Source organism: Pseudomonas flavocrustae (assembly GCF_029872515.1).
In the GTDB taxonomy this organism is placed as follows: domain Bacteria; phylum Pseudomonadota; class Gammaproteobacteria; order Pseudomonadales; family Pseudomonadaceae; genus Chryseomonas; species Chryseomonas aestiva.
On sequence record NZ_JAPDIQ010000005.1, the window covers coordinates 100141 to 111243 of the forward strand.

An 11103-nucleotide genomic window follows, 5' to 3' on the forward strand; every position below is an offset into this window, starting at 1 on the left:
AAAAACCCCGCCAAGGCGGGGTTTTTTATTGGGCGCGGATCAGAAGATGTCCATGGGCACGTTTTCGCTGGAGGGCAGTGGCGTGCCGGGCGCGACGCCGGGCGGCAGCTCGTCCAGGCTCGGCGGGGTGTCCTCGCTCTTGAACAGCTCGAAATAGGCGTTGGGCGTGCCGGGCGGCGCGGCGCGACCCGTGGTGGGATCGACGCGGATGGAAACGATGCCGTCCGGTTCCTTGAGCTGATGCGGCGGCTTGTCCTTGAGCGCCGCGCCCATGTAGCTCATCCAGATCGGCAGGGCCACGGTGCCACCGAATTCCTGGCGACCCAGGGTCTCGGGCTGATCGAAGCCGGCCCAGACCGTGGTCACGTAGTCGCCGTTGTAGCCGGAGAACCAGGTGTCCTTGGATTCGTTGGTGGTGCCGGTCTTGCCGGCCAGGTCGTTGCGACCCAGTTCCAGCGCCTTGCGCCCGGTACCGCGCTTGATCACGTCCTGCAGCATGCTGTTCATGATGAAGGCGTTGCGCGGGTCGATGACCTGGGGCGCGAACACCGGCGGCGGATTGGCCGGATCGGCAGCGGTGGTATCGGCCACCGGTGTGACCTCGACGCCGGCTGCGGCCTTGGCCTGCACCTGCTGGGGCACCCGCGGCGCGGCAGTGCGATAGACCACCTTGCCGTCGCGATCGGTCACGTGATCGACCACGTAGGGCGTCACCTTGTAGCCTTCGTTGGCGAACACCGACCAGCCGGTGGCCACCTCCAGCGGCGTCAGGCCCGGGGTGCCGAGGGCGAGGGACAGGTTGCGCGGCAACTGATCGCGCTCGAAGCCGAAGCGACTGACGTAATCCAGCGCATAGTCGATGCCGATGGCCTGCAGCACCCGGATGGACACCAGGTTGCGCGAGCGATACAGCGCCTCGCGCAGGCGGATGGGGCCGAGGAAGGTGTTGTTGTCGTTCTTCGGTCGCCAGGCTTCGTCGGGATTCTCGTCCATGAAGACGATGGGCGCATCGTTGACCAGGCTGGCGGCGGTGAAGCCCTTCTCCAGGGCCGCGCTATAGATGAACGGCTTGAAGCTGGAGCCGGGCTGGCGGCGGGCTTGGGTCGCGCGGTTGTAGTTGCTTTGCTCGAAGGAGAAACCACCGATCAGGGCGCGGATGGCGCCATCCTGGGGATCAAGCGACACCAGGGCGCTCTGCGCCTTGGGGATCTGCGAGAACTTCAGGCTGCCATCGTCCTGGCGCTGCACCCGGATCAGGTCGCCGACCTTGACCACGTCGGCCGGACCGTTCGGGCGCGGCCCCAGGCTGTTGGCGCTGAGGTAGGGGCGTGCCCACTTCATCGAGTCCCAGGAGACCGCCTCTTCCTTGCCCTCGCGGGTCAGGACCAGGATGCCGCTCTTCTCCACCTGGGTGACGATGGCCGGATCCTGGCCGCCGACAATGCGCTGCTTCTGGATCAGCGCGGTCCACTCGGGGCGGCTGCGGTTGGGCCACTGGGCCTCGGGGCCGCGATAGCCATGGCGGCGGTCATAGTCGGTCAGGCCGTCGCGCACGGCGTTGAAGGCGTCCGTCTGCAGCCGGCTGTCGATGGTGGTATAGACCTGATAACCGTCGGTATAGGCGTCGCCGCCGTAGCGCCCGACCATTTCCGCCCGCGCCATTTCGGCGATGTAGGGAGCGTTGAGTTCAGGCACGGCGACGTGGTGGTAGGCCTCGAGCGGCTCGGCGATGCCGGCCTGGTAGGCCGCCTGATCGATATAACCGAGCTTGAACATGCGTTCGAGGATCCAGTTGCGTCTTTCCAGGCTACGCTCAGGATTAGCGACCGGGTTGTAGCGCGACGGCGCCTTGGGCAGACCGGCGATCATCGCCATCTGGGCGACGGTCAGGTCCTTGATGGACTTGCCGTAGTAGACCTGGGCGGCGGCCTCGATACCGTAGGCGCGGTTGCCCAGGTAGATCTTGTTGACGTAGAGCTCGAGGATCTCGTCCTTGCTCAGTTGGCGCTCGATTTGCAGCGCCAGGAGGATCTCGGTGAATTTGCGCGAGAAGCTGCGTTCGCTGGTCAGGAAGTAGTTCTTGGCGACCTGCATGGTGATGGTGCTGCCGCCGGTCTGGATATGTCCGGTCTTGACCAGCTGGCTCACTGCGCGCGCCAGGCTTTTCACATCCACGCCATAGTGATTGGCGAAGTTGTCATCCTCGGCGGAGAGCAGGGCATGGATGAAGTTGGGCGGTATCTCGTTGAACCGCAGCGGCGAGCGGCGCATTTCGCCGAATTCGGCGATGAGTTTGCCGTCCGCGCTGTACACCCGCAGAGGGATCTGCAGTTGCACGTTTCGCAGGGCGTCGATGGAGGGCAGGCTGGGGCTGAGGTAGAGGAAGGCACCGCTGAGACCCAGCAAAAGGCTGCAGACCAGGGCGACCAACGACCACCAGAAAAATTTCAGAACACGCATCAAGAGACTTTTCGAATGGAAAGAAGGAAAGGGCGACAGGTGAGGGTCAGCCTACACGGCGTCGCCATTATAGGCGCGTTTGGCGGTTGGCCGCTATTTGCTCGGGTGTCAAGTCTGTTATCTAATGCCCGTCCGCGGAAGACCACCGTCGCTCATAGGGAACTGATGTGCTAGGGCTATTCAGAAAGAAGGCGAATACGCTGCTGGGTATCGACGTCAGTTCGACATCCGTGAAACTCATCGAGTTGAGCCGTTCAGGCGGACGCTACCGGGTGGAGGCCTATGCGGTCGAGCCCCTGCCGGCCAATGCCGTGGTGGAAAAGAACATCGCCGAACTCGAAGGCGTGGGCCTGGCCATCGGCCGGGTGCTGGTCAAGGCGCGCAGCTCCGCGCGCAGCGCTGCGGTGGCCGTCTCCGGCTCGGCGGTGATCGCCAAGACCATCGAGATGGATGCCGGCCTGACCGACGACGAGCTGGAAAACCAGATCAAGCTGGAAGCCGACCAGTACATTCCCTATCCGCTGGACGAGGTCGCCATCGACTTCGAGGTGCAGGGGCCGTCGCCGCGCAACGCCGAGCGCGTCGAGGTGCTGCTGGCCGCCTGCCGGAAGGAAAACGTCGAGGTTCGCGAGGCGGCCCTGGCGCTGGCCGGTGTCGCGGCCAAGGTGGTCGACGTCGAGGCCTATGCCTTGGAGCGCGCCTACCAGTTGCTGGCCAACCAGCTCGGCGGCCATGTCGACGACCTGACCGTGGCGGTGGTCGACATCGGCGCCACCATGACCACCCTGAGCGTGCTGCACAACGGCAAGACCATCTATACCCGCGAGCAGTTGTTCGGCGGTCGTCAGCTCACCGAGGAAATCCAGCGCCGCTACGGCCTCTCGGTGGAGGAGGCCGGTCTGGCCAAGAAGCAGGGTGGATTGCCGGACGACTACCAGAGCGAGGTGCTGACGCCCTTCCGCGAGGCCGTGGTGCAGCAGGTGGCGCGTTCGCTGCAGTTCTTTTTCGCCGCCGGGCAATACAATGATGTGGACTACATCTTGCTTGCTGGAGGAACCGCGTCAATTTCCGGACTCGACCGCTTGATCCAGCAGAAAATCGGCACCCCCACGGTCCTGGCCAATCCCTTCGCCGACATGACCGTCAGCAACAAGGTCAATGCGGCAGCCCTGGCGGGTGACGCCCCGGCGCTGATGATCGCCTGCGGCCTGGCCATGAGGAGTTTCGACTAGATGGCCCGCATCAACCTCTTGCCCTGGCGGGAGCAGCTGCGCGAAGAAAGGCGCAAGCAGTTCCTGGTGATCCTGGGCGGTATCTTCGTGCTCTCGTGCGGCGCCGTGTTTCTCGGGGATCAGTACCTGTCCGGCGAGATTGCCCGGCAGGAGGCGCGCAACGCCTTCATCCAGCAGAACATCGCCCAGCTGGACGTGCGCATCAAGGAGATCAGCGAACTCAAGACCCGTCGTCAGCAACTGCTGGCGCGGATGAAGATCATCCAGGACCTGCAAGGCAACCGCCCGGTCATCGGCCACGTCTTCGACCAGTTGGTGCGTACCCTGCCGGACGGCGTCTACTTCCGCGAGCTGAAGATGCAGGGCGACACCCTGTCGATCAGCGGCGAGGCGGAATCCAACAACCGCGTCTCCAACCTGATGCGTAACCTGGATGCCTCCGACTGGTTCGCGTCGCCTACGCTGATCGAGGTCAAGGCGACCACTGCCGGAGCGGTGGACCAGGCCAACACCTTCCAGCTCACTGTCAAGCAGACCCAGCCCGGCGCCCCCGTTGCCCCGGCCCCGCTCGCCAAGGGAGGCAAACCATGAGTCTCGCCGATTCCCTGGCCAGCCTGCGCAAGGTTGACATCAACGAACTCAGCCTGGAGAACCTCGGTTCCTGGCCCAAGCCGGTCAAGGTCATCGCCTGCCTGCTGATCATGCTGGTGGTGCTGCTGCTCGGCTATCAGTTCCATCTCAGCGACATGCAGGCCCAGCTGGACAGTCAGCGCAATCAGGAAGAGACGCTCAAGCAGCAATACGCCAGCAAGGCCTTCCAGGCCGCCAATCTGGATGCCTACAAGCAGCAGATGGTGGAGATGGAGGAGTCCTTCGGTGCCCTGCTGCGGCAACTGCCCGGCGATACCGAGGTGCCGGCGCTGCTGGAAGACATCACCCGCACCGGTCTCGGCAGCGGTCTGGAATTCGAGCAGATCAAGCTGCTGCCCGAAGTCACCCAGCAGTTCTACGTCGAGTTGCCGATCCAGATCACCGTGGTGGGCAACTATCACGACCTGGCGACCTTCGTCAGCAGCGTCTCCAGCCTGCCGCGCATCGTCACCCTGCACGACTTCGATCTCAAGCCGGTGGACGACAAGAATGCCAATGGTGGCGGTACGGTCTCCGGAGGCGGCGGCAAGTTGCGCATGAACGTCCTGGCCAAGACCTACAGGTACAACGACAAGGGGCTCGGCAAATGAGGACGCCCCTGTTGCTTTGCCTGCTGACCGGCGTGCTGGTCGGCTGTGGTTCCAGCGATACCAGCGATCTGCAGGCCTTCATGGACGAAACCCGGGCCAAGCCGCGCGGTTCCATCGAGCCGCTGCCGCAGTTTCGCGCCTACGAACCCTTCACCTACGCCGCCGCGGCCCTGCGCAGCCCCTTCCAGGCGCCGGTGCGCATCGATCCCACGGTGCGCCAGCGCGGAACCGGCAACATCAAGCCGGACGCGAATCGGCCCAAGCAGTTTCTCGAAGGCTTCAACATCGAGACCTTCAGCATGGTCGGCATCCTGGCCAATGCCAGCGGCCGCTATGCTTTGGTCAACGGTGCCGGGGGCGTGCATCGCGTCAAGGTGGGGGACTACCTGGGGCGCAACGATGGGCGCATCACCAAGATTACCGATGGCGAGATCGACGTGATCGAAATCGTCCCGGATGGCGAGGGTGGCTGGCTGGAACGGCCGCGCACCATCACCTTGAAGGAAAAGACTTAAATGGGCAGGGCGAGCACTGTGAACACTACTATCGCGGGACGACTGGGACTGGCCCTGCTGCTGAGCAGCCTGGCCGGTCAGGCCCTGGCAGCCGATCTGCAGGCCTTGAACGTCGCCTCCCTGCCCGGGGATCGTATCGAACTCAAGCTGACCTTCGATCAGCCGGTGCCGGTGCCCAAGGGCTACACCATCGAGCAGCCGGCGCGGATTGCCCTGGATCTGCCCGGCGTGGCCAACAAGCTGGGTACCAAGAGCCGCGAGCTGGGCAATGGCAATGCTCGCAGCGTGACGGTGGTCGAGGCGGGAAATCGCACCCGCCTGATCATCAACCTCACCAACCTGGCCAGCTACGACACCCGGGCCGACGGCCGCAACCTGTTCGTCACCATCGGCGGCACCGCCGGTCGCCAGACTGCCAGCGCCCAGGCCAATCTGACGCCCAACCTGCCGCGCGCCGCCGCGCCGGCCACCGTGACCGCACCCTCGTCCGCCCCCCTGCCCGGTGCGGTCGCCCGCACGCCGCTGCCGCCGACCCAGGCCACTTCCACCGTAGCGGCCATGACCGCGCCGCGGCCGCAACTGCGCGGCAAGGCGATCCGCCATATCGATTTCCAGCGGGGTCCCCAGGGCGAGGGCAACGTGGTCATCGACCTGAGCGAGACCGGCATCAACCCGGACATCCAGGAGCAGGGCGGCAAGATCCGCCTGACCTTCGCCGGTACCCAGCTGCCCGAAGAGCTGCGCGTGCGCCTGGACGTCAAGGACTTCGCCACCCCGGTGCAGTTCGTCAACGCCTCCGCTGACAGCGGCGGGGCGTCCATCGTCATCGAGCCGACCGGGACCTACGACTACCTGGCCTACCAGACCAACAATCGTCTGACCCTGAGCGTCAAGCCGCTCACCACCGAGGAAAAGGAAAAGCGCGCAGCCGATCGCTTCACCTATACCGGTGAAAAACTGTCGCTGAATTTCCAGGACATCGACGTCCGCTCGGTGCTGCAGCTGATCGCCGATTTCACCAATCTCAACCTGGTGGCGAGCGACACCGTGCAGGGTAACATCACCCTGCGCCTGCAGAACGTGCCCTGGGACCAGGCGCTGGATCTGATCCTCAAGACCAAGGGTCTCGACAAGCGCCAGATCGGCAACGTGCTGCTGGTGGCGCCGGCCGACGAGATCGCCGCGCGCGAGCGTCAGGAGCTGGAATCCCAGAAGCAGATCCAGCAACTGGCCCCGCTGCGTCGCGACCTGATCCAGGTCAACTACGCCAAGGCCGCCGATATCGCCAAGCTGTTCCAGTCGGTGACCAGCGCCGACAAGACCGCCGACGAGCGCGGCTCCATCTCGGTGGACGAGCGCACCAACAGCATCATTGCCTACCAGACCCAGAATCGCCTGGACGAACTCCGGCGCATCGTCTCGCAACTGGACATCCCGGTGCGCCAGGTGATGATCGAGGCGCGGCTGGTGGAGGCCAACGTCGACTACAGCAAGCAGCTGGGCGTGCGCTGGGGCGGTAACGCCAGTTCGGGCAACTTCGCGGTCTATGGCAAGGACGGCGCCACCACGGTCGATCCTACTACCGGTCAGGCCTTCCTGCCGGGCACCAGTACCGTGGGTAATTTCACTTCTACCAACGGCGTCGCGCCCACGCCCTTCGTCGACATGGGCGTTTCCGGCAGCACCTCGGGCATCGGCGTCGGCTTCATGGTCGGTGGCAAGATGCTCGACCTGCAGCTGTCCGCGCTGCAATCCAGCGGCAATGGTGAAATCATCTCCCAGCCCAAGGTGGTGACCTCGGACAAGGAGACCGCCAAGATCCTGCGCGGTACCGAGATCCCCTACCAGGAAGCCAGCTCCAGCGGTGCCACCAGCACCAGCTTCAAGCAGGCTGCCCTGTCGCTGGAGGTCACACCGCAGATCACCCCGGACAACCGCATCATCATGGAGGTCAAGGTCAACAAGGATGCCCCTGACTACCAGAATGCCCTCAACGGCGTGCCGCCGATCAGCAAGAACGAGGTCAATGCCAAGGTGCTGGTGAGCGATGGCGAGACCATCGTGCTGGGCGGGGTGTTCTCCAATACCCAGACCAAGTCCACCACCAAGGTGCCGATGCTGGGGGATATTCCCTATGTCGGCCGACTGTTCCGCCGGGATTCGGTCACCGACAGCAAAGTCGAGCTGCTGATCTTCCTCACGCCGCGTATCATGAACAACCAGGCGATAGCGGTTGGTCGATGACATAAGTGCGTAATCTGTTTCTCGTAGGACCGATGGGCTCGGGCAAGAGCACCATCGGCCGGCTCCTGGCGAAGGAATTGCGGCTGCCGTTCAAGGATTCCGACAAGGTAATCGAAGAACGTACCGGTGCCGACATCCCCTGGATCTTCGATGTGGAAGGCGAGCAGGGCTTTCGCGAGCGCGAACGCGCCGCGATCGCCGAGCTGTGCGCGGAAAACGGCCTGGTAATGGCCACCGGCGGGGGCGCCGTGCTGCGCGAGGACAATCGCCAGGCGCTCAAGCACGGCGGACGGGTCATCTATCTGCATGCCTCCATCGAGCAGCAGATCGAACGCACCTCCCGCGATCGCAACCGTCCCCTCCTGCAGACCGCCGATCCCGCGGCGGTGCTGCGCAATCTCATGGCCATGCGCGACCCGCTGTACCGCGAGATCGCCGATATCATCATCGAGACCGACGAGCGGCCACCCCGGCTGGTCGTGCTGCAGATACTCGACCGTCTGAAAGCCCTGGCGCCGCATTAAAGCCGCGTGCGTTCTGCGCTATGCTAGGCGCCCTTTGAATCAAGGTGACGGCATGCGGACTCTTCACGTCGAGCTCGGTGAGCGCAGCTACCCGATCTACATCGGCCAGGGCCTCCTGGATCGGCCGGACTGCTTCCTGCCCCATCTCGCCGGGCGCAAGGTGGCGATCGTCACCAATGAAACCATCGCGCCGCTCTATCTGGAGCGCCTGCTGCGCACCCTGGGCGACCGCCAGGTCAGCTCGATCGTGCTGCCCGATGGCGAGGCGCACAAGAACTGGGAAACCCTGCAGCTGATCTTCGACGGCCTGCTGCAGGATCGCCATGATCGCAAGACCACCCTCATCGCCCTCGGTGGCGGGGTGATCGGCGACATGGGCGGATTCGCCGCGGCCTGCTATCAGCGCGGGGTGGACTTCATCCAGGTGCCGACCACGCTGCTGTCCCAGGTCGATTCCTCGGTGGGTGGCAAGACCGGCATCAACCACCCGCTGGGCAAGAACATGATCGGCGCCTTCTACCAGCCCAAGGCCGTGGTCATCGATACCGACAGCCTGGCGACCCTGCCGGCGCGCGAACTGTCGGCGGGTCTGGCCGAGGTCATCAAGTACGGCCTGATCTGCGACGAACCCTTCCTCGGCTGGCTCGAAGAGCATGTCGAGGCGCTGCTGGCGCTGGACCAGCAGGCCCTCACCCAAGCCATCGAGCGTTCCTGCGCGGCCAAGGCCCAGGTGGTCGGCAGCGACGAGCGCGAGTCGGGCCTGCGTGCCATCCTCAATCTCGGCCATACCTTCGGTCACGCCATCGAGACCCACCAGGGCTATGGCGTCTGGCTGCATGGCGAGGCGGTTTCCGCCGGCATGGTCATGGCGTTGCAGATGTCCCTGCTGCTGGGCTGGCTCACGGCTGCCCAGCGCGACCGCGCCCTGCGCCTGCTGGTCCGGGCAGGACTTCCCGTGGTACCGCCGGCGGACATGCAGCCGGCCGATTTCGAACGCCTCATGGCGGTGGACAAGAAGGTCCTGGATGGACAACTCCGGCTGGTACTGCTCAGTGACCTGGGCCAGGCCGTGGTGACCGCCGACTTCGCCCGCGACATTCTCGAGCAGACGCTGCGTACCGATTACCAAGCGCTGACCGCCCAGTAAGGAGAACAAGAGAGTCCCATGTCCAATCTGCACGCCGACGAAGCTTTCCTCGGTCACTATCAGTTCACTCACGACCCGTTCGCCGCCCGCGTTCCCGGTTTCAAATTCTTTCCGGCGCAGCGCAAGCCGGTGCTGGGCCAGTTGCATCATCTGGCCCGCTACAGCCAGCTGCTGCTGGTAGTCAGCGGCCCCGAGGGCAGTGGCAAGACGCTGCTGCGCCAGGCGCTGGCGGCCAGTACCAAAAAGGAGGCCGTGCACTGCGTGGTGATTTCCGCGCAGAACGGCGGCGACGCCCGTACCGTGCTGGCCCAGGTCGCCAAGGGCGTGGGAGCCGACAGCCAGACGCCGGCGGCCATTCTCGCGCAGGCGGCGGAAGTGCGCCTGGCGGGGCAGGAGGTCTACATCCTGGTGGATGACGCCGAGGCGCTGGCCACCCCCGCGCTGGAAGCCCTGCTGGAACTGGCCGGTGGCGGCGAAAAGGAGCGCCTGCACGTCTTCCTGTTCGGCGAAGCGGAAGTGGTGATGCGCCTGGAAGACATCGCCCAGGGCGAAGAGCGCTATCACGCCATCGAGTTGCTGCCCTACAGCGAGAGCGAGGCCGAGGAATATCTGGCCCAGCGCCTGGAGGGTGCCGGCCAGGGCCTGGAGATCTTTACCGACGAGCAACTCGCGACCATCCACCAGCGCTCCGGCGGCTGGCCCGGTCGGCTCAACGAAGAAGCCCGGGATGTCCTGGTGGCGGGCATGAGCGCCCGGCGCAAGAAGGCCGCCGCACCGGCGAAGGGCTCGCGCAATCTGCTGGCGGCGCTGCCGCGCAAGCACCTGGTCATTCTCGGGGTGGTGGTGCTGGCAGTCGGCGCCGCGGCGCTGTCGCTGAAGGGCGGCAAGAGCGAGGCCCCGGCCACCGGCACGGCCGGACAGGACCTGCCCATGGGTGGCCAGAACACCGCCTCTGCCGGCAAGGACGCCCAAGGGGCGCCCATCCAGTTCGACGGCTCTTCCAAGCCGCTGCCCCTGCCGCTGGTGGGTGAGTCGCAGCCGGTCATCCGTGAACCCCTGGCGGAAGCGGCTGGTGGCCGGCAGGCGGGTACCGCGGCCGGTAACGACATGGGCGCTGGCGGCGTGCCGCCGACCGTGACCACCGAGGCCCCGCCGGTCAGTGACGAAGACGAACTGCCCAGCCGGACACCGGCACGCACGCCAGCGCCCAGTGCGCCGGCAGTGGCTGCCCCGGCGCCCCGGCATACCGCGCCTGCGCCTACCGCCGCGCCGGCACCGGCCAAGCCGGCCCCGACGGCGGCGCCTGCCCACGCCGGCAGTGCCGCGGCGGGCTGGTACGGCAGCCAGTCCGGTAGCAAATACGCCTTGCAGGTGGTGGGCACCAGCACCGAAAAGGCCGCGCAGGACTTCATCGCCGGCCAGTCCGACAGTGGCAACTTCCGCTATTTCAAGAAGAGCTACCAGGGCAAGGCGCTCTATGTGGTGACCTACGGCAACTTCGCCAATCGGGCGGCGGCGGAAGCGGCGGTCAAGCAGCTGCCGGCCAAGGTGCAGGCCAGCAAACCCTGGCCGCGGACCTTCGCCAGCATCCAGCAGGACATCGCCACCAGTCGCTGATTCTTGCCTGAAATGCAAATAAAGCCCCGGTGCTATCACGAGCGTGATGCCGGGGCTTTCTTTTTTGCGTCACCAAATTTTCATCAGGTGTCATCAGTGTTTGTCGTAAGCGATTTTTTCGCT

The 11103-nt window shown here is 65.1% G+C and carries 9 protein-coding genes; 8 read left to right on the forward strand and 1 reads right to left on the reverse strand.

All coding sequences use genetic code 11. The annotated features are described in order from the left end of the window. Window positions 1-39: 39 nt before the first annotated feature. Window positions 40-2460 carry a penicillin-binding protein 1A gene (locus OMP44_RS12850; protein ID WP_187980380.1) on the reverse strand — a complete coding sequence of 807 codons (2421 nt, stop codon included), beginning with the start codon at window positions 2458-2460 and terminating at the stop codon, window positions 40-42. Between the two features lie 167 nt (window positions 2461-2627). On the opposite strand from OMP44_RS12850, the gene OMP44_RS12855 reads away from it, so the two are divergent. The 8 genes from OMP44_RS12855 to OMP44_RS12890 are packed head-to-tail and all read left to right on the forward strand — an operon-like array spanning window position 2628 to window position 10980. Further along, a complete protein-coding gene (locus OMP44_RS12855; RefSeq protein ID WP_133861494.1) occupies window positions 2628-3692 on the forward strand; it encodes a pilus assembly protein PilM in 1065 nt (354 codons plus the stop codon). Further along, window positions 3693-4283, forward strand: a complete 591-nt coding sequence (locus OMP44_RS12860) for a PilN domain-containing protein (RefSeq protein ID WP_158893530.1) — start codon at window positions 3693-3695, stop codon at window positions 4281-4283. It abuts the gene before it with no gap. After that, entirely contained in the window at window positions 4280-4933 is a 654-nt protein-coding gene (gene pilO, locus OMP44_RS12865; protein WP_187980379.1) for a type 4a pilus biogenesis protein PilO, read from the forward strand. The genes OMP44_RS12860 and pilO overlap by 4 nt, the downstream gene beginning before the upstream one ends. Continuing rightward, window positions 4930-5448 (forward strand): pilus assembly protein PilP, encoded by a 519-nt coding sequence (locus OMP44_RS12870; RefSeq protein ID WP_133861491.1) that lies wholly within the window; start codon window positions 4930-4932, stop codon window positions 5446-5448. Before pilO ends, OMP44_RS12870 begins: the two co-directional genes overlap by 4 nt. Before the next feature lie 18 nt (window positions 5449-5466). Continuing rightward, a complete protein-coding gene (locus OMP44_RS12875) occupies window positions 5467-7692 on the forward strand; it encodes a type IV pilus secretin PilQ (protein WP_187980378.1) in 2226 nt (741 codons plus the stop codon). A gap of 5 nt (window positions 7693-7697) precedes the next feature. Further along, window positions 7698-8216, forward strand: a complete 519-nt coding sequence (gene aroK, locus OMP44_RS12880) for a shikimate kinase AroK (RefSeq protein WP_133861489.1) — start codon at window positions 7698-7700, stop codon at window positions 8214-8216. A 52-nt stretch (window positions 8217-8268) separates the two neighbouring features. After that, a complete protein-coding gene (gene aroB / locus OMP44_RS12885) occupies window positions 8269-9363 on the forward strand; it encodes a 3-dehydroquinate synthase (RefSeq protein ID WP_280308672.1) in 1095 nt (364 codons plus the stop codon). Between the two features lie 18 nt (window positions 9364-9381). Beyond that, entirely contained in the window at window positions 9382-10980 is a 1599-nt protein-coding gene (locus OMP44_RS12890; protein ID WP_187980376.1) for an AAA family ATPase, read from the forward strand. Window positions 10981-11103 lie beyond the last annotated feature (123 nt).

Coding starts and splice junctions, on each gene's coding strand:
- OMP44_RS12860 (WP_158893530.1), top strand. CDS start 3,693: ATGGCCCGCATCAACCTCTTGCCCTGGCGGGAGCAGCTGCGCGAAGAA.
- aroB (WP_280308672.1), top strand. CDS start 8,269: ATGCGGACTCTTCACGTCGAGCTCGGTGAGCGCAGCTACCCGATCTAC.
- pilO (WP_187980379.1), top strand. CDS start 4,280: ATGAGTCTCGCCGATTCCCTGGCCAGCCTGCGCAAGGTTGACATCAAC.
- OMP44_RS12890 (WP_187980376.1), top strand. CDS start 9,382: ATGTCCAATCTGCACGCCGACGAAGCTTTCCTCGGTCACTATCAGTTC.
- OMP44_RS12870 (WP_133861491.1), top strand. CDS start 4,930: ATGAGGACGCCCCTGTTGCTTTGCCTGCTGACCGGCGTGCTGGTCGGC.
- OMP44_RS12850 (WP_187980380.1), bottom strand. CDS start 2,460: ATGCGTGTTCTGAAATTTTTCTGGTGGTCGTTGGTCGCCCTGGTCTGC.